The organism is Polaromonas sp. P4_F9 (genome assembly GCF_056401235.1).
This window is the reverse complement of record NZ_JBFUJT010000029.1, coordinates 14,201-32,706: the sequence shown is the minus strand read 5'-3', so window position 1 is coordinate 32,706 and position 18,506 is coordinate 14,201. Positions and strand designations below refer to the sequence as shown.

17 protein-coding genes are annotated in these 18,506 nt (G+C 59.0%); 9 read left to right on the top strand and 8 right to left on the bottom strand.

From position 1 onward, the window contains the following. Positions 1-25 precede the first annotated feature (25 nt). On the bottom strand, positions 26-1,480 hold the full coding sequence (locus AC1DUB_RS21620) for an NAD-dependent succinate-semialdehyde dehydrogenase (RefSeq protein ID WP_477731241.1): 1,455 nt from the start codon (positions 1,478-1,480) through the stop codon (positions 26-28). Between the two features lie 372 nt (positions 1,481-1,852). Here AC1DUB_RS21620 and AC1DUB_RS21615 point away from each other — a divergent pair, with 372 nt between their 5' ends. The 7 genes from AC1DUB_RS21615 to AC1DUB_RS21585 all read left to right on the top strand — a co-directional run bounded on the left by AC1DUB_RS21615 (position 1,853) and on the right by AC1DUB_RS21585 (position 8,860). Next, entirely contained in the window at positions 1,853-3,106 is a 1,254-nt protein-coding gene (locus AC1DUB_RS21615) for an ABC transporter permease (RefSeq protein WP_477731240.1), read from the top strand. 9 nt (positions 3,107-3,115) lie between these two features. Further along, entirely contained in the window at positions 3,116-3,940 is an 825-nt protein-coding gene (locus AC1DUB_RS21610) for an ABC transporter permease (RefSeq protein WP_477731239.1), read from the top strand. Then, on the top strand, positions 3,937-4,854 hold the full coding sequence (locus tag AC1DUB_RS21605; RefSeq protein WP_477731238.1) for an aminotransferase class IV: 918 nt from the start codon (positions 3,937-3,939) through the stop codon (positions 4,852-4,854). The genes AC1DUB_RS21610 and AC1DUB_RS21605 overlap by 4 nt, the downstream gene beginning before the upstream one ends. Beyond that, a complete protein-coding gene (locus AC1DUB_RS21600; RefSeq protein WP_477731237.1) occupies positions 4,851-5,606 on the top strand; it encodes an SDR family NAD(P)-dependent oxidoreductase in 756 nt (251 codons plus the stop codon). Before AC1DUB_RS21605 ends, AC1DUB_RS21600 begins: the two co-directional genes overlap by 4 nt. 29 nt (positions 5,607-5,635) lie before the next feature. Next, entirely contained in the window at positions 5,636-6,673 is a 1,038-nt protein-coding gene (locus AC1DUB_RS21595) for a histone deacetylase family protein (protein WP_477731236.1), read from the top strand. A gap of 82 nt (positions 6,674-6,755) precedes the next feature. Then, a complete protein-coding gene (locus AC1DUB_RS21590) occupies positions 6,756-7,799 on the top strand; it encodes an ABC transporter substrate-binding protein (RefSeq protein WP_477731235.1) in 1,044 nt (347 codons plus the stop codon). A 5-nt stretch (positions 7,800-7,804) separates the two neighbouring features. Continuing rightward, on the top strand, positions 7,805-8,860 hold the full coding sequence (locus AC1DUB_RS21585; RefSeq protein ID WP_477731234.1) for a histone deacetylase family protein: 1,056 nt from the start codon (positions 7,805-7,807) through the stop codon (positions 8,858-8,860). 13 nt (positions 8,861-8,873) lie between these two features. Here the strand turns inward: AC1DUB_RS21585 and AC1DUB_RS21580 are convergent, their stop codons facing one another. From AC1DUB_RS21580 to AC1DUB_RS21570, 3 genes are read right to left on the bottom strand one after another with little or no spacing between them, the layout of a single operon-like run. Then, positions 8,874-9,572 carry a GntR family transcriptional regulator gene (locus AC1DUB_RS21580; RefSeq protein WP_477731233.1) on the bottom strand — a complete coding sequence of 233 codons (699 nt, stop codon included), beginning with the start codon at positions 9,570-9,572 and terminating at the stop codon, positions 8,874-8,876. A gap of 34 nt (positions 9,573-9,606) precedes the next feature. Further along, positions 9,607-10,701, bottom strand: a complete 1,095-nt coding sequence (locus AC1DUB_RS21575; protein WP_477731232.1) for an ABC transporter ATP-binding protein — start codon at positions 10,699-10,701, stop codon at positions 9,607-9,609. Beyond that, the gene (locus tag AC1DUB_RS21570) at positions 10,698-12,113 is read right to left on the bottom strand and encodes an aminotransferase (protein ID WP_477731231.1); all 1,416 of its coding nucleotides are present in this window, start codon (positions 12,111-12,113) and stop codon (positions 10,698-10,700) included. Before AC1DUB_RS21570 ends, AC1DUB_RS21575 begins: the two co-directional genes overlap by 4 nt. 173 nt (positions 12,114-12,286) lie before the next feature. Between AC1DUB_RS21570 and AC1DUB_RS21565 the strand changes: the two genes are divergently transcribed. Both AC1DUB_RS21565 and AC1DUB_RS21560 read left to right on the top strand, forming a co-directional pair. Further along, positions 12,287-13,342: an ABC transporter substrate-binding protein gene (locus AC1DUB_RS21565; protein WP_477731230.1), complete on the top strand. Its 1,056-nt coding sequence runs from the start codon at positions 12,287-12,289 to the stop codon at positions 13,340-13,342. Positions 13,343-13,462: 120 nt separating this feature from the next. Continuing rightward, positions 13,463-14,455, top strand: a complete 993-nt coding sequence (locus AC1DUB_RS21560; protein ID WP_477731229.1) for an ABC transporter substrate-binding protein — start codon at positions 13,463-13,465, stop codon at positions 14,453-14,455. Between the two features lie 106 nt (positions 14,456-14,561). On the opposite strand, the gene AC1DUB_RS21555 is transcribed toward AC1DUB_RS21560, so the two are convergent. The 4 genes from AC1DUB_RS21555 to AC1DUB_RS21540 all read right to left on the bottom strand — a co-directional run bounded on the left by AC1DUB_RS21555 (position 14,562) and on the right by AC1DUB_RS21540 (position 18,503). Continuing rightward, positions 14,562-15,800: an NAD(P)/FAD-dependent oxidoreductase gene (locus AC1DUB_RS21555; protein ID WP_477731228.1), complete on the bottom strand. Its 1,239-nt coding sequence runs from the start codon at positions 15,798-15,800 to the stop codon at positions 14,562-14,564. A gap of 121 nt (positions 15,801-15,921) precedes the next feature. Beyond that, a complete protein-coding gene (locus tag AC1DUB_RS21550; RefSeq protein ID WP_477731227.1) occupies positions 15,922-16,920 on the bottom strand; it encodes a 4-hydroxyproline epimerase in 999 nt (332 codons plus the stop codon). Positions 16,921-16,939: 19 nt separating this feature from the next. Beyond that, positions 16,940-17,665 (bottom strand): amino acid ABC transporter ATP-binding protein, encoded by a 726-nt coding sequence (locus tag AC1DUB_RS21545; protein ID WP_477731226.1) that lies wholly within the window; start codon positions 17,663-17,665, stop codon positions 16,940-16,942. A gap of 181 nt (positions 17,666-17,846) precedes the next feature. Then, on the bottom strand, positions 17,847-18,503 hold the full coding sequence (locus AC1DUB_RS21540) for an amino acid ABC transporter permease (RefSeq protein WP_477731225.1): 657 nt from the start codon (positions 18,501-18,503) through the stop codon (positions 17,847-17,849). Positions 18,504-18,506 lie beyond the last annotated feature (3 nt).

Sequence of the window (18,506 nt, the reverse complement as noted above, 5' to 3'; positions counted from 1 at the left end):
GCCGGAGCGTTTTCAGGGGCATGTACTACAGGCCAGCCAGACAGATGTACTTGAGTTCCAGATAGTCATCGAGGCCGTACTTCGAGCCCTCGCGGCCTAGACCCGACTGCTTGATGCCGCCGAATGGCGCTTCGGCAGTAGAGATCAGCCCCGTGTTAACTCCCACCATGCCGGCTTCCAGCTGTTCGGCCACACGCATCACGCGTCCGACGTCACGGCTATAGAAGTAGGCGGCCAAGCCGAACTCGGTGTCGTTGGCGCTGGCGATAACTTCCTCCTCTGTGTCAAAGGCAAAAATGGGGGCCAGTGGGCCGAAGGTCTCCTCGCGGGCTACCAGCATGTCGCGCGTCGCTTGGCCGATCACCGTCGGCTCGAAGAACCGGCCGCCTAGCGCGTGGCGTTTGCCGCCGGCCAACACCTTCCCGCCCTTCGCTACGGCGTCAGCGATGTGCTCCTCTATCTTCACCACAGCCTTGTCGTCTATGAGCGGGCCTTGCGTCACGCCTTCGTGCATCCCATCGCCTACATGCAACGCATGAACCCGTGCAACCAGTTTTTGTGTGAAAGACTCCAGCACGTCGCGTTGCACATACAGGCGATTGGCGCACACGCAGGTCTGTCCGGTATTTCGGTATTTGGAAACCATGGCGCCCTCGACGGCCGCGTCGATGTCAGCATCATTGAACACGATGAACGGCGCATTGCCGCCGAGCTCCAGCGAGAGTTTCTTAATGGTGTCGGAAGACTGCCGCATCAGCAGCCGGCCGATATCTGTCGAGCCAGTGAAACTCAGCTTTCGCACGATCGGGCTCGAAGTCATCTCACCGCCAATCTGGCTGGCAGAACCCGTCACCACGGATAACAAACCAGGCGGCACGCCTGCCCTTTCGGCCAGCACAGCGAAGGCCAGCGCTGAAAACGGCGTCTGAGATGCAGGTTTGACCACCATCGCGCAGCCGGCCGCTAGCGCCGGGCCCGCTTTGCGCGCCAGCATGGCCATGGGAAAATTCCAAGGGGTGATAGCCGCCGTCACACCAATCGGCTGCCGGATGACCAGGATACGACGGTCGCCTTGGGTCGACGGAATTGTGTCTCCGTATACCCGGCGCGCCTCGTCCGCAAACCATTCGATGAATGAGGCCGAGTAAGCGATTTCGCCTCGGCTCTCGACCAGCGGTTTTCCCTGCTCGCGGGTCATGATGAGCGCGAGATCCCCGGCGTTAGCGAGCATCAGGCCGGACAGCTCGCGCAGGATCAGTGCGCGGTCTTTCGGTGGCACCGCAGCCCATGCGCGCTGCACGACTTCCGCTGCAGCAATCGCCTGGCGCGTTTCGTCTGCACCGCACAGCGGGACGCTGCCGATGACCGCACCACTGGCAGGATTGATCACCTCCACGGTTTGACCGCTGCGAGACCCCACCCATTGACCGGCAACGTAGGCCCGCTCGCGAAGAAGTGTCGTGTCTTTCAATTGCAGCATAGCAACTCCCTCAGTAGGGTTCTGCAACGTGCTGGCCGGATGGAGCGAACGATGGGTTTCAACATTTCTATCCTTCATGCGTAAAAAAACTTGTAGTTAGCAAAAATGTAATATAGGATATATCCTACACCACTTGAGCAGAGCTTGTCTTGTGGTTTCAAACATTTATGGAGTCCTTATGTCGATCACCCACGACGCGCGCAACCAACCAAGCGCCCAACCTGCCCTTCTGCTGATCTCGTTCAGTCGAACAATGTTGAAACGCATGTTTCATGGCGCGCGCAGCGCAGGAGTCTGGCCGTCCCGCTGTTTCGCAGGTACGCGTTGATGTCCGCGATCCCCTCCCTGCAAACGTCGCCGCCGGCGACAGCCGTGCCCACCAACGAGCCTCAGCGACCGGCGCATTCACTCAAGGAGGCCACCCATCGCGCTGACCGCCGGCAAAGGGTGATCTCGCTGTTACTGATGGCTCCCGTGTTGTTGTACGGAACGGTATTCTTCATCCTTCCCTTGGCCATGATGATTTACCGCGCCGTGGATAACCCTGAAGTGGGCCAGGCGCTGCCGCGCACGGTGGCGGCATTAGCGACATGGCGGGGAGACCGGCAGCAACTACCCGGTCCCGATGCCTTCGCGGCACTGACCGCCGATCTGGCGGAAGGCCAAGGAACGAGGGTGGTCGGCGAGTTGGCACGACGACTTAACTATGAAATCGGCGGCTACCGCACTCTGGTGATGAAAACGGCCCGAACGCTCGGCGAGTCGCCACCTCCTGCAGAGGGCGCCAAAGATTGGCTGATAGACGCGGACGAACGTTGGGGTGACGTGAGCTACTGGGCGGCGCTGAAGCGAGCATCGACTCCGTTGACTGGTCATTACCTGCTGGCCGCGCTCGACTTGAAACAAGCCGACAGCGGCGACATCGTCCGAGCAGAGCCGGATCAGCGGATCTACCTGGACATCCTTCGTCGTACGCTGGGCATTGCCGCCGGCGTGACGCTGACCTGCCTGCTATTGGGCTATCCGTTGGCGTCGCTGCTGACCAAAGCCTCGCGGTCGGTCGCCTATGTCATCACGCTGGCGATCATGCTGCCGTTCTGGACGTCCTTGTTGGCACGTACCACTGCTTGGATCGTTGTGCTGCAAGAAAATGGCCTAATCAACAGCCTGCTCAGCGCGGCCGGCATTGTCGATCAGCCGTTGACGCTGATCTTCAACAGTACGGGCCTCTACATCGTGATGGTCCACATTCTTTTGCCCTTCACGGTCCTGCCGATCTACAACAGCCTCAAGGGAATTCCGCCGCACCTTATGCGCGCCTCGGCCTCGCTGGGGGCTCACCCGGTTCGTGGTTTTTTCAGCGTATACCTGCCCCTCAGTCTTCCGGGCGTCGCCGCCGGCGGGTTGCTGACTTTCATCGTGGCAGCGGGCTACTACATCACACCCTCGCTAGTGGGCAGTGCGCGCGAACAGATGCTGGGCTATTTCGTCGCCTTTTATGCCAACAATACGGTCAACTGGGGCATGGCATCGGCTCTGGGCCTAGTACTGCTGAGCTGCATCATGGCGGTCTACCTGATTGCTGCTTCCACTCTCGGCGTGAAACAACTCGCTGGTATTAAGTAAGGACAGAGCATGACGCATCAAACAATCGCACGGCTGGCTACTAAAGCACACTTCATTTTCGGCGCAGTTATGGTGGCGTTTTTGCTACTTCCGCTGCTTGCCATGATTCCGATCTCCTTCAGTGCGGGCTCTTTCCTCTCGTACCCACTGCCCGGCCTGTCGATGCAGTGGTATGAGCGAGTGTTCTCATCTGGCCCGTGGACAGACTCACTGCGCAACAGCCTAATAGTAGGTGTGTTATCTACCTTAATAGCCACAACGCTAGGCACGTTGGCCGCGTTTGCCTTTGCACGGCGCAACCTGCCGGCGAAACGCACACTGCTTGGCTTTCTGATGGCACCGATGATCGTGCCTTCGGTCATCACCGGTCTGGGTATGTACTTTCTGTTCTCGCGACTTGGCCTCACCGCGAGTCTGACTGGCCTGGTGCTGGCTCACGCCATCTTGGCCACGCCCTTTGTCGTCATCACTGTCACCGCCACGCTGCAGCAGTTCGACATGACGCTTCTGCGCGCGGCCTACAGCTTGGGGGCATCTCCCCTGCGCGCCTTTTTCACCGTTGTTATGCCACTCATTCTGTCAGGCATTGTGTCGGGCGCCCTGTTCGCCTTCATTACCTCGTTCGATGAAGTGGTGGTGGCAATCTTTATTGGTGGTCCTGGCCAGCGTACCCTCCCGCGCCAAATGTTCGATGGAATACGCGACACCATTGACCCATCCATCATCGCCATGTCGACCTTTCTCATGGTCGTCGCGACGATCGCTCTGACACTGTCCGCATGGCTCAGCCAACGCGCACCGCATACCGTTCCAACCGACAAGGCCTCTGCATGATTTCAGACTACTCCGAAGGCGTCGCATACATCGACGACCATTACGTCCCCCTGCGCGACGCACGCATCCCGATTACGGACCGTGGCTTCCTGCGCTCCGATGCCACCTATGACGTAGCTCATGTGTGGAAAGGCAATTTCTTCCGGCTGGACGATCACATCGAGCGTTTTTTCTGGTCGATGGAGCAGCTGCGGATGTCCTTGCCCTTGAACCATGCGGAAATACGGCACATTCTGGAGCAATGCGTTTCCAAGAGCGGCCTGCGCGATGCCTATGTGCAGATGACCTGCACCCGAGGCGTTCCGCCGCGCGGCTCGCGCGACCCCCGCGAATGCACAAACCGCTTCTACGCGTTCTCGCAACCCTTCGTCTGGATCGCAACACAACAACAGCAGCAGCGCGGCGTCTCGATGGTCATCAGCGACGTGCAACGCATCGCACCCGAAGCACTGGACACACGCATCAAGAATTTCCATTGGCTGGATTTGACGATGGGCATTTTCGATGCCTACGACCAGGGTGCGCTTGTAGCCGTGCTGTCCGACAGCGCAGGCAACGTCACGGAAGGCGCAGGCTTTAACGTGTTTTCGGTGAAAGGCGGCGCGCTTACCACGCCCGAGCGCAACGTGTTCGAAGGAATGACTCGTCGCACGGTGATCGACATGGCGCGACAGTTCGGCATTCCATGCCAGTTGACGGCTATGCCACGCGCGCAGTTGAAAGACGCTGATGAGATCTTCATTACCAGTACGGCCGGCGGCGTCATGCCTGTCACGCAGTTGGACGGTAGACCCGTCGGTGACGGTCGGATCGGGCCTATGACGGAGCAGCTGCAGCGCAGCTACTGGCACCGCACCGGCAGCGACCCACGCAATACGCCGGTGCCGTACGAAATGGAAAAGGAAAACATATGATCATCATCACTGGTGGTACCCACGGCATCGGCGCGGCAGTGGTCAAGCAACTGGCAGCGGGCGGATCGCCCGTTCTCTTCACCGGACGGGATGCTGCCGCTGGAAAAGCGCTTCAAGACACAACCCCTGGCGCGACCTTCGCTATGGCGGACGGGGCTGATCCGGACGCGGTCCAGGCGGCCTGCGACCGCGCGCTCGCCCTCGGCCACGGGCGTATCACCGGTCTCGTGAACAACGCCGGCACCTCGTCGCGCACGGCCTTCCTCGAAACTAGCGTGGAAGAGTGGGACCGAGTAATGGCGGTGAATACCCGGTCTGTGTTTCAGTTCACCCGCACGGCCCTGCCAGCACTAATCGCCTCGCGCGGTGCCGTCGTCAACGTCGCATCTATCGCTGGCAAGGTAGGCGAGGAGGGGCTTGCCGCGTACTGCGCATCCAAAGGTGCGGTTATCGCGATGACGCAGGCGCTGGCATTGGAGTTCGGCGACCACGTCCGCTTCAACGTGGTCTGTCCTGGCCAGATCGCGACGCGAATGATGGCTCGCGTGATCGAGGACGGCCCGCGGCTGTCGGCCCTGACACGGCGCATCCCCGCAGGTCGACTCGGTGAACCCGGCGAGGTGGCCGCGCTCATCTGCTGGCTGCTGTCGGACGCAGCCAGCTTTGTAAACGGCGCCATCATGACGGTCGATGGCGGCGAGACGGCGGGCTACCGCACGCCGCCCGTGGTACCCCCTGAGCCAAACAGGTAACACCCCCTCTCCCTCTCGAAAGACAACAAATGCTTCCCGTTCTATACACGCCGCTGCACCGCCAGCATGAACCAAGTTTCTTTTTTGTCGCCGGTAATTTCACGCCGGCGCAGGAGCGCATCGACCGCGCAGAGTTCCTGCGCGACGCTGCAGTTGCGGCCGGCTGCGAGCTAGTCACCGCGGCCGAGCATGGCCTGGCACCGGTGGCCGACGTGCATACGCCGGACTACATCTGCTTCCTAGAAGACGGTCACAAACGTTGGTCCGATATCCCCGGAGCGTCGGCCGAAATCGTCCCCAACGTCTTCGCCGTACACGGCCTTCACCACGGTTACCCAGAGCGCGTGGTCGGCCAGGCCGGGTACCACATGCAGGACCTGGCCTCGCCCATCGGCCCCGGCACCTATGCGGCGGCCCTGGCATCGGCCAACTTGGCCGTTGATGCCGCCGTGCGTGTGATCGACGGCGCGCCGGCGGCCTATGCAATCTGCCGCCCGCCAGGGCACCACGCCTACCGCGAACGGGGCGGCGGTGTCTGTTACCTCAACAACGCAGCCATCGCGGCGCAGACCCTCAGGCGTCACGGACGACGCGTAGCTGTGATCGACATCGACGTCCATCACGGCAACGGAACGCAGGGCATCTTCTATGAGCGCGACGATGTCTATTTCGTCTCAATTCACCGCGACCCCCTGAATTACCACCCTTACTTTTGCGGCTATGCACAGGAGCGCGGCTCAGGCGCCGGTCTGGGCTACAACCTCAATCTACCGCTGCCAGCCGACACCGGCGACGACGCCTACCTGGTGGCGCTGGAACACGCCTGCCGCCGGCTTCACTCCTTCCAGCCGGACGCGCTGGTGATCTCGCTCGGCCTGGACGCGCACGAGAACGACCCGTTCAAGGGCCTGCGCGTCACGACCGAAGGATTCCGCCGCATCGGCGAGCGACTGGGTCATCTCGGGTTCCCTTGCGTCATGGTGCAGGAAGGCGGTTACGACTGCGACCACATTGGCACCAACCTCGTCCACTTCCTGGATGGATTGACCAGCAAGCTCAAACCTTGAACGCTGCCGACCCAATTCGACTAATCGTTCTACTCGCGTCTGCTTCTCCACCCTGATCTTAGCTAACCTCAAGGAGTTTTCCATGCCTTCCTCGTTTCGCATTCGCCTTCTCGCTATCGCCGCACTGACCCTACTCTCTACCGCCGCTAGCGCACGCGACCTAACCGTCGTCAGCGTCGGTGGATCGCTCCAAGAGGCTTTTCGGAAAGCCTACTGGCAGCCCTATGCGGCCGCCAAATCCGAGAAACTGGTAGAGGACACAAACGTCGTGGGGCTGACAAAAGTTAAGGCCATGGTCGAAGCCAACAACGTGATCTGGGATTTGGTACAGATGGACGAAGAAGACGTTGTGGTGGGCTGCGAATCCGGCCTTCTCGAGAAAGTTGACTGGCGTGCGGTTGCGCCCTCCACGCTCGATCTACCCAAAGAGTCGCTTAGCCCCTGTGGCGTGCCCACAATGCTGTGGGCTAAGGTCATGAGCTACGACACCAAGCGCGTCGCAAACGGACCAAAGTCGTGGGCGGACTTCTGGGATACAAAGAAGTGGCCGGGCAAGCGGGCGCTGCGCAAACAGGCCAAGCAAACCCTGGAGATCGCGCTGATGGCCGACGGCGTACCGGCATCCGACGTTTACAAGGTGCTGGCGACTAAAGCCGGCCAAGATCGCGCATTCGCCAAGCTGGATCAGTTGAAGAAAGACGTCCAGTGGTGGGAGTCTGGTGCGCAGCCGGTCGAATGGCTTACGTCCGGCGCCGTGGCGATGTCGTCCGCCTATAACGGCCGGGTCGATGCTGCGAACAAGGAAGGTAAGTCGCTGGCGATGGTGTGGAAGAACCAGATCTATGGCCCGACCTATTGGGTAGTAGTCAAAGGCACGCCGAACAAAGCCAAAGCCGTCGCGTTGATCAACTTCATGACCTCGGTGCCGCAGCAAAAGCTCTTCGCCGAGACCATCTCCTACGGCCCGGTCAATCCCAAGGCGCAGAGCGCACTTTCCAAGTCAGTGCTCGACCGCTTGCCCAACGCGCCACAGAACACCGATGCGCCGCTGCTGCAGAACACCGCTTTCTGGGCCGACCATTTGGACGAATTGCAACAGCGCTTTGCCAAGTGGGTGTCCAACTGAAGGACATGGCCCAACCGGTGCAGCCCATCGAGGTGTTCCACACTCCGTTGCACGCGCTGCACCGACCTGGCCTACTAGGCGCACTGGGCGGCTGGCGTCCATCGCGCGACGACCCCGTCCGCATCGACCGAATGCTGGATGCAGTGGCGACATTGGGTGTGGCGGTGCGCGAGCCAGCCACGTTCGGCCTGGAGCCGGTCCGGCGCGTGCACCAAAGTCGCTACCTTGACTTCTTGACGCAGGCACATCAGCAATGGTCCAGGACCCCGGGCACATCGCCAGAGGTGCATGCCAACGTCTTCGCTATGCGCCGGCCTCATCAGAGTAGCTATCCTTCATCTATCGTCGGCCGCGCTGCCTATCACTTTCACGACCAACTCGCGCCCATAGGGCTGAATACCTGGGAAGCAGCGCTGGCGGCATCCAACCTCGCGGTTGCGGCCGCCGATACCGTAATGAACGGCGCTACCTGCAGCTATGCGATGTGTCGCCCGCCAGGGCACCACGCCTATGCCGACATGGCTGGTGGCGGCACTTACCTGAACAATGCGGCTATCGCTGCAGAACATCTGCGCACGCGCTTTGCTCGCATTGCGGTGATCGACCTCGACGTTCACCACGGCAATGGCACCCAGGACATCTTTTGGCGAAGGCCAGACATCTTTTTTGCATCGCTGCACCGCCACCCAGAAGACTACCACCCCTTTTTCAGCGGCTACGCTAACGAGACTGGCGAAGGCGCCGGCGAAGGCTATACCCTGAACGTACCGCTGGCTGCGGGAACCACGGACTTACATTACCTGAACCAGCTAGAAGTCGCTCTGGACTGCATCGTTGCCTACGCACCTGAAGCACTGGTGGTGTCGCTCGGGCTCGATGCTCACGAATACGATCCGGCACAGGGCCTACTGCTGACTGATGCTGGATTCTCGGCCATCGGCCGGCTGGTCCGGCAGTTAAATCTGCCGTCAGTCTTGGTGCAGGAAGGCGGCTACAACCCCGGCGTGGTGGGCTCGACGCTGGTGGCCTTCCTATCCGCGTGGCTGGACGACGGCCGTTGATACAGCCGCCAATTCAGGCAGCGGCTTGTTCTTCCTGGCTGGCCTCATATTCCTTCAGGAAGCGCTCGATACTGGGCGCTGCCGACATTAGGTCTGCGCGTATGGCCTTGACGGCGGCGGCGGGATCATGCTTTTCCAGTGCAGCCAGCAGCAAGTCGTGCTGACCGTGGCCCTGGTCATAGGTCCCGCCGGACTTCTCGTAGAAGGCGCGAAGGATGGGGCCCATCGACGTCCACATATTCTCGATCATCGCCAGCAAGGTCGGCAAGCGGCAGTGCACGTAGACGCCGAAATGGAACTCGCGGTTGTAGCGCAATTGCTGCTCCGCGTTGTGGCTGGCCTCAGCCTGAGTGAATTTCTTGTTGATGCGCACCAGCTCGGCAATATCGCGCGCACCGATGTTGCTCGCGGCCACCTCGACGGCCGCTGACTCGAGCGCCAATCGAACGGTACGGATTTCAATATAGCGCGCCAGCCCCAGAGGGGGCACCGCGATTTGCTTAGCCGTTTCCATCTCCAAGGCATGCTCGCTGACTAACCTCAGCAAGGCCTCGCGCACCGGAGTGTCGCTGGTCCCGAACATCTGGGCCGTCTCGTTGATACGAAGCCGGTCGCTCGGCATATAACGGCCAGCAATCAGGGATTCACGAATCTCGGAATAGACCCGCGAGGCGAGATTCGTCTTGTCGATGGGCTTATTGGGGGGTTTCACAGGTTCCTCGTTGCGCTACCTTCGAATTTTGACATTAAAACCTTGAGGCATTGTGAGCAAACACCAACATATCGTGCGGCTCCCATCCCAAAGTAACAGGCGCGCCCACACTGGTATCGACGGGCAGCTCGCCGCTTGTCAGCTTGGCGACCATGGTATTGCCATTTTTCAGCATGGCGACCAGCCGGGTATGGTCACCAAGATAGGCCATGTCCGCAATGGTGGCCTCAACGCTGACGGTTAATCCCCTGGACAGAGAGACGCTTTCCGGGCGCACCAGAGCCCTGGCATGCTGGCCTGGAGCCAGACCATGCGTCGGCATTGGGATCCGGATGCCACTGCCCTGGCCCAGCTCTAGCGACGTGGCACCGCTGCCGCTGACCTTTATCACGCCGTCAAGACCGTTGTTTTCTCCGATAAAAGTCGCAATGTAGGACGTGGCAGGTGCGTCGTAGATCACAGCGGGCGGCGCCAGTTGCTCAATACGGCCATCATGGAAGACAGCCACGCGATCGGACATCGTCAGCGCTTCACTCTGATCGTGCGTGACGTAGACGATGGTCACACCGAGTTTCCTGTGGATCTGCTTGATTTCGAACTGCATGTGTTCACGCAGGTTCTTGTCCAGCGCTCCTAGGGGTTCATCCATCAGCACCAGCTCCGGATCAAACACCAGCGCTCGAGCCAACGCAACACGTTGTTGCTGACCACCCGACAGTTGTGCCGGCTTGCGGTTGGCCATGCTGCTGAGCTGCACCAGCTCCATAGCCCGCTCAACTTTGTCTTTCAGCACGGTTTTGGACAGTCCACGCATCTTCAGTGGGTAGCCGAGATTTTCCGCCACCGTCATGTGCGGGAACAGCGCGTAATTCTGGAACACCATGCCGATGCCACGCTGGTGGGCCGGAACGTCCTGGATCGGGCGGCCGTCCATCAAGATCTGGCCGCGGGTCGGGTTCTCGAATCCAGCCAGCATCATCAACGTCGTGGTCTTGCCCGAACCCGAGGCGCCCAGCAGGGTCAGGAACTCCCCTCGCCGTATCGACAGATTAAGATCGGGAATGACCAGTTGCGTGCCGTCATAGCTCTTTTGCACGCCAATCATTTCAATCAGGTTGTCATGACTCATGACAGCACCTCCAGCGAGTTAGCCTGGCGATCGGCTACATCGTCGAGGGCCAGCTTCAGCGTAGCGACCATGCCGACGATCTGCGACTCGTCCATAATGTAAGGAGGACTCAGAGCAATCACGTCGCCCATACTGCGCACTATTAGACCGTGCGAGCGCGTGGCGCGCTCGACCTGTGCGCCGACCGCGAGACGGCTGTCGAATGGCTCCGCGGTGCGCTTATCCGCCACCAGTTCGATGCCGGCGATAAACCCTGTGCCCCGGACTTCGCCCACTAGGCCATGGCTCGTAAGTGCGCGCAATTCGCGATGCAGCACATCTCCCAACTCCTTCGCGCGAACGGGCAGGTCCATCTCTTCATAGATGGCCAACGCCTCAAGGGCGATTGCGGCACTGAGCGGATGGCCAGAATATGTAAAGCCGTGCCCGAAGCCACCGGTCTTGCCGCTATGGCGTTCCATCACCTCGAACACAGGGGCACTGACGACCACACAGGAGATGGGCGCGTAACCCGAAGACAGCCCCTTGGCGCAAGCCATCATGTCCGGCTCGATATCGAAAGTCTGTGAGCCAAACCAGTTTCCGGTCCGACCGAAACCACAGATGATCTCGTCGGCCAGCATCAAGATGCCGTGTCGGCGCAAAACCTGTTGCACCTGCTCGAAATAGCCAGCCGGCGGAACTATCACGCCGCCCGCGCCAATAATGGGTTCCGCGATGAAGGCTGCAATAGTGTGCGCACCGTGTTCGGCAATTGTCACTTCTAGGTTTTGAATTAGGCGATGAACATAGGCCGCCTCAGACTCGCCATCACGTGCGTTCCGGTAGAAGTATGGGCAGTCGACACGCACGATGCCGTCAATAGGCAAGCCGAAGGCCTGATGCATGTTGGTCAGACCGGAGAGGCTGGCGCCCATCACCGTCGAACCATGAAATCCACGGTCCCTAGCGAGAACTTTCCGGCGCGCCGGCTCTCCTCGGGCTATGTGGTAATTCCAAGCCATCTTGACCATGCTGTCGTTAGCCTCAGACCCTGACGTCGCGAAAAACACCCGTGCGTCCGGCATGGGACTGAGGGACGCGATCTTGGCCGCCAGCAATGACGCAATGTCGCTAGAGCGGTGATTGAAGGTGTGATAGTAGGGCAGTTTTTTCATCTGCCGACTTGCAGCTTCCACAAGCCTTTCATTCGAAAACCCCAGCGAAGCACACCACAAGCCGGCCATACCTTCCAGGTAGCGATTGCCATGTTCGTCGATCACGTATGGGCCGTCCCCACGGACCATCACTAGCGGGCCCTGCGTCTGATGAGATTGCAGGTTGGATTGCGAGTGCAGGTGATGTTGGGCATCGGCCGAGCCAACGCGCGTAAGCGGTAAGTTCGAAGGATAAACACCGTCTAAAGATTTCATCTGATTTCCTCAATTGACACAAGATATATCATATATCAAGACATTATGAACTTGGGAATTCCCTCATCTAGGAGCCTAAAAAAGCTTTGATCACGCTTTAATTAGAGTATAGGATATATCATGTATTCTAGATAGGCTAGCTTACATGTTTGACATTACTCAAGGGATTTCACATGCCATTCACATCCTCTCCTCGCTACGGCGTCTTAGCCGTATTGGTCACCCTAGCCGCCTTCGCCTCCGGAAATGTCGTAGCCCGAGACCTCACGGTCGTAGGCTTCGGCGGCGCGCTCCAAGAAGCGTTCAGAACCGCCTACTTCACGCCTTACGCCAAAGCCAAAGGCAGCAAGATCGTCGAAGACTCCTATGAAGGCGGCATTGCCAAGCAAAAGGCCATGGTGGAAAGCGGGAACGTCACCTGGGACCTTGTACAGATGGATGAAAACGAGATGACCGCCGCTTGCGAGCAAGGCCTGCTCGAACGCATCGACAAAGCACTGTTCACGAATGCGAAGGACGTCGACGCATCGGCGTTTGCAAAATGCGGCGTAGGCGCATTCATTTGGTCAGAAGTGTTGACCTATGACACCACGAAGTTCGGCACCAATGGTCCCAAAAACTGGGCGGAGTTTTGGGACACAAAAAAATGGCCAGGCAAACGTGGTCTACGCAAGCAGCCGCGGATGACGCTGGAAATCGCACTGCTGGCCGATGGTGTCCCCGTGTCGGATATTTATAAGGTACTCGCCAGCAAAAAAGGGCAGGACCGTGCATTCGCCAAACTCGACAAACTAAAGGATTCCATCGTGTGGTGGGAGACCGGTGCACAACCGCTGGAATGGCTGAACTCAGGCGCGGTCTCAGTAACAGCGGCTTACAGCGGTCGCATCGCCGTCGCAGCAAAACAAGGCAAGATTTTCCCTATCGTGTGGACCAATCAGTTGTACAGCATGGACTATTGGACGGTGATCAAGGGCACGCCCAACAAGGCTCAGGCGCTGGACTTGCTCAATTTTTCGCTAGCCGCGGACAACCAAGCAGCATTTGCCCAGGCAATTCCCTATGGAACGCTGAACAAGCGAGCCATTCCAATGATCTCCACGGCGACCCAAGCCCTGCTGCCGACTACCCCTGAACATCTCAAGAGCGCGGTGTTGCTAGACACCGGCTTCTGGCTCGACCATGAGACAGAACTGCTCCAGCGATTCACTAACTGGGTAGGCAAGTAAATACCGACAGGGCGGACGTGTCCGCCCTGCCCGGCTAAGACTGCGGGTTGGCTTGCCAAATAGTCGACTGGCCACTTTCAAGATGAAAAAACATGTCGCGAAGACATCGCAGGAACCACTATGCTGAAATCATTGCCATCCATAGCAAAGCGATCACTGACGTCGCTAATACTCGCACTAATGATCAGCTCGCCAACATCAGCTGCGGAAATCATATTCGGTCAAGTAGGCCCTCTCGCTGGAACAGAGGCCAATCAGGGACGCGCGTACGCCGTCGGGATTCAGTTGTATTTCAACCAAGTGAATGCGGCAGGAGGCATCGCCGGCAACACACTAACTCTAGTATCGCGTGACGATGCAGGAAACCGGAAGCAGGCATTGTTGGTGACGCAACAATTGGTGGCTGAGCAGCGTCCGATTGCATTAACTGGATATTTCGGCGCAGCCAATATGTCGACCCTGCTAGCTAGTGGCCTGCTGGAGCAGGAAAAAATTCCGCTTGTAGGTTTCCGCGGCGCGCAAGTCCCCAAGAACCGCGCCTTTGTCTACAGCGTACGCGCAGGCTTGCCAGAGCAGCTCGACAAAATTGTCCAACACCTCGCAACCCTGGGCATTCAGCGATTAGGACTTTTATACGAAAGCGGACCTCAGGCCGCAAGTGTGCTGCAATTCGTACGCGACAGCGTCGCAAAGCGTGGCTTGAACGTGGTCGCAGCTGCAATGCAGACCCCCTCATCAGATCAAGTGACGAAAAATGTTCGAATGTTGCTAGTTGCGCAGCCGCAAGCCATACTCCTGCAGCTAGAGTCCTCTGCCGGCCCGTTCGTGGAACGGTACCGTGCTGCTGGCGGGACCGCGCAGCTATTTGCAACTGCAGACCTCGATATTGAGCAGCTTGGGCGGCGCATCGGTGAAACCGAGCTTGCAGGCATCTCGATTGCGCAGGTGACGCCAAGCCCGAGCAAACCAACCATTCGACTAACACGCGATTTTCAGCAGGCATATCAAGCCGAAGCTGGAGGCAGCAAAGCCAAGCCTGAAGGTGGATTCATTCCACTCGAGCAACGCATGGCCCAGCGACCCATGAATCACGCCACCTCCTTTTCTCTTTAAATTCAAATGCTTACGCCCGTGACTTCAAGGGTCTGCGGCTTAAGTAAGTGCCATTCACCCTAGACTTATTGAAAAATGGGTTTCTCAGGGGCGACCAATTCGGCCGTCAGAAGCGCGTGATCGCGTATGGGCCTAGGTCGATGGGCGGTCGAGTTCCTTCAAGTAGATTGCTCACCAGTTCCCCTGTGGCAGCCGATTGCGTAAGGCCCAAGTGACCATGGCCGAATGCATACAGGACGCGAGCATCGACCGGGGATGGGCCGATCACCGGCAACGAGTCAGGGGTAGTGGGACGGTGACCCATCCACTGCTTGGCATCGCGCTCGTCAAGATCCGGCAGGTATCGGCGGGCCAGCTGCAGCAACGCATCACTGCGCTTGTAGTTGGCAGGCGCTTCGAGACCGGCAAACTCGGCAGCCCCGCCGATGCGCAGGCCAATGGCCAGTGGGGTCGCAACGAACTTGCGCTCCGCAAAGATTACCTCGCGATTCAATCGGGTTGCACTTTGCGGCAGCGTGGTGTTGTAACCGCGCTCACTCTCAAGCAAAGCACGATCGCCGATTGAGCGCGCAAGCTGCCCGGACCAAGCGCCCGCAGCCACCAACACGCGATCCCCCTCGACATGGTGACCATTCGCCAGAACCACACTTGGCTGCGCAGGGTTTTGCAGACTCACTTTGACCGCATCGCCGGTGACCAAGGCAGCACCCAATGACTGAACGCGCTTTCGAAGCCCTGTGACGATGCGCTGCGGGTCATCGAGGTGGGCCCAGTCCTCCAACATCACTCCTTGCTGAAACACGTGCGCCAGGCCCGGTTCGAGCGTTCGCAGTTCCGCCGCATCCACGTTGCGCAGTCGCACGCCGAGCGAACGTTTGAGCAGCCATTCTTTTGCGTCAGCCTCGAACGCCTGCTTTGTCTCGTAGACCGTAAGAGCTCCGCGCTTGTGCAGATCTGAGGTCATCCCAATGTCTGCGAGGACGGCTTCAAAGTCTTTCAGCGCAAGATTGTTCAGCGCGGCCAATGCATTGGCGATGCGCAGATAGTTCGCAGGTTCTGCCACCTTTCGCAGCGCTAGAAACCATGGCAGCAGCCGCGGCGCGTGTGCAGCACGAACCGCGAGCGGCCCCAAGGGGTCCAGCAGCCAACGCAGCGGTTGCAAGCCGAGACCGGAAAGGTTCAGCGGCGCGCACTCGCTGATCCCAACGCCGCCAGCGTTGCCATGCGATGCGCGGTCACCCTCGAAATCACGGTCAACCAGGATTACTTGCCAGCCGCGTCGCTGTGCAGACCACGCACAGCTCAACCCCACGATGCCGGCGCCTACGATGATCAGCTGGCGCACTTTGCTACTCCTGTGCCTACGTCAGACAGTTCGCTGCGGGACGGTACCCGCGCGGCGTCCTCGTGCATTTTCTGCAGCGGCAGCCGAACCGCTTGAGTCATGAGATGGGTCATTTGCTGGCTCACTTGAGCATGAATCCGTGGCGAAGTGGGTCTCGATCGTTCACGAAGATCGTGTTGTGCCCCGTCACCCGCGCCCAGCCTTCGACGCTCGGGCGGATGCCCTCGTACTCGCCCACCTTTAAGTGTTCCAAGGCCACGCCGTTGAAGGAGGTGCCGATGATGCTTTCATGGATAAACGCGTCGCCAATGCCTAACTGGYCCTTTGCCACGAGCTGGGCCATGCGCGCCGAAGTGCCAGTACCGCACGGCGATCGATCAATTGCGTTGTCACCGTAAAACACGGCGTTTCGCGCGGAAGCGCCATTCATGCGTGCTTTGCCCGTCCACATTACATGGGAGACGCCGTTGATCGCCGGTGTATCCGGATGAGTGAAGCTGTACTTTTCATTCGCCTTCCGGCGAAGTTCCGGGCTCTGCCGCTGAATGTCCGAAGGAGTGAATTGCTCGAGGTCGGCATAAGACTCTTGGGCTTCCACAATCGCATAGAAGTTGCCCCCATAAGCGACATCAAATCGGACTTCGCCGAAACCGTCGAGCTCAACGGACAAGTCGCGCGAATGCAGGAAAGAAGGGACATTGATCAACCGAACCGAGTCGACGTGCTCGCCGTTTAGCTTGTAGTGCGCCAACACCAAACCTGCCGGCGTGTCTAGCCGCAGGACGCCTGGCTCTTTTGGTTTGACCAACCCGTGTTCGATAATGAACGTGACGGTTCCGATCGTTCCGTGACCGCACATCGCCAGACAGCCGCTGACCTCGATAAAAAGGATCGCGACGTCGCAGTCTGGCCGCGTTGGCGGATAGATGATCGTCCCACTCATCGCGTCATGGCCGCGCGGTTCGAACATCAATGCAGTGCGAATCCAGTCGAAGTCGCGTTCGAAGTGCTTGCGGCGTTCGATCATGGTGCTGCCGGCGAGCGCCGGTGCACCACCGGAGACGAGGCGGACGGGTTCACCGCATGTGTGGCCGTCAATGCAGAAGAAGGTGTGATTCATACGTTTTTTGATAGTTGAATTAATTAAGAATGCGCTGCAGAAACTGGCGCGTGCGTTCTTCCCGCGGCTCATTAATCACTTGCTTGGCCAGCCCGATCTCGCACAGGGTGCCCCGGTCGAAGAACGCCACGCGATCACCGCTTTCGCGGGCGAATGAAATGTCGTGCGTCACCACGATCATTGTCATGCCAGTCGCTTTCAGATTGCGCATCGTGTCAAGCACTTCGCCGACGAGTTCAGGATCAAGCGCCGAAGTCACTTCGTCGAAAAGCATGTAGTCTGGCTTCATTGCCAGTGCGCGGGCAATGGCCAGGCGCTGCTGCTGACCGCCGGAGAGCTTGCTTGGACGCACGCCGGCGCGCTCACCAAGGCCCACATAGTCCAAATGTTCGCGCGCCAGCTCCAGCGCCTGGGTGGTCGACATCTTCTTCACAACCCGCGGCGCCAATGCAACGTTCTCCAGCGCCGTCAAATGCGGGAAGGCGTTGTACTGTTGGAACACGATGCCGAGCTTCTGACGAAGCTTGTTGAGGTCGGTGGACCTGCCATGTACATCGATGCCGTCGACGACGATCTGACCGCCTTGAATCGGTTCGAGGCCGTTGATGCATTGCAAGAGGGTTGATTTTCCCGACCCACTTGCACCGATCAGACAGAGCACTTCCCCTCGCTCGATAGTGAGGTCGATTCCTTTGATCACCTCGATCGTCCCAAAGGACTTTCGGACGGCTTTTATTTCAATCATGGCAATTTCTCCGGTGCACTACCCATGGGCAGCGAGGGATGGTCAATAAAGATCGGGGTACGGTGTGGCCACTGGCAGGACTTGAATTCATGACACAAACTCGCCGACCGCCGCCACGGCCCGGTATTGGCCTCCGCCAACCAAGTTAGATGTGTGCCGACTGCGGTAACAATGTTCTGCCTCATGCTTCCATCCTCCGTTCCACCACCAAGCTGTAGCGGGAAATCGGGTAGCACATAAGAAAGTAGGCAATGCCGACACCTGTGAGCAGTAGCAAGGCCTGATTGCTGCGGCTGATCAATATTTGAGAAGCGCGCAGCAGTTCGACGTAACCCACGACGCTCACCAGTGCGGTATCCTTCGTGAGACCAATCAAGGTCCCGATCCAACCGGGAAACACCGTGCGCACGGCAAGTGGGATCGACACCAAGCGAAGTTCCTGCCAATACGACATGCCCAGAGAACGCGATGCTTTCTTCAGTTCCGGCCGCACCGAGCACAAGCCCGACCGCACCAGTTCAGAGGTCAGCACTGCCATATATAGGCTCAGGGTCAGTACTCCAACTTCAAGGGGCTCAAGCGGTAAACCAAAAGCCGCGAATGCGCTATTCATCAGGATGAACTGAATGACGAGCGGGACGCTGCGTGTCACATCCACGTAAGGTGCCAGTAGGTGGCGCGCGATAGCGCTGCTTTCGCGCGCCCAGCCGATGACGCCACCCAGTAGCGTGCCGAGCGATCCGGCGAGAACCGTCAAAACAATCGTGCGCCAGAAACCTAGTATCACAAACTGCAGATCGGACCATTGGAGTCCAGAGTAGGCAAGCTGAAATTGCATGGC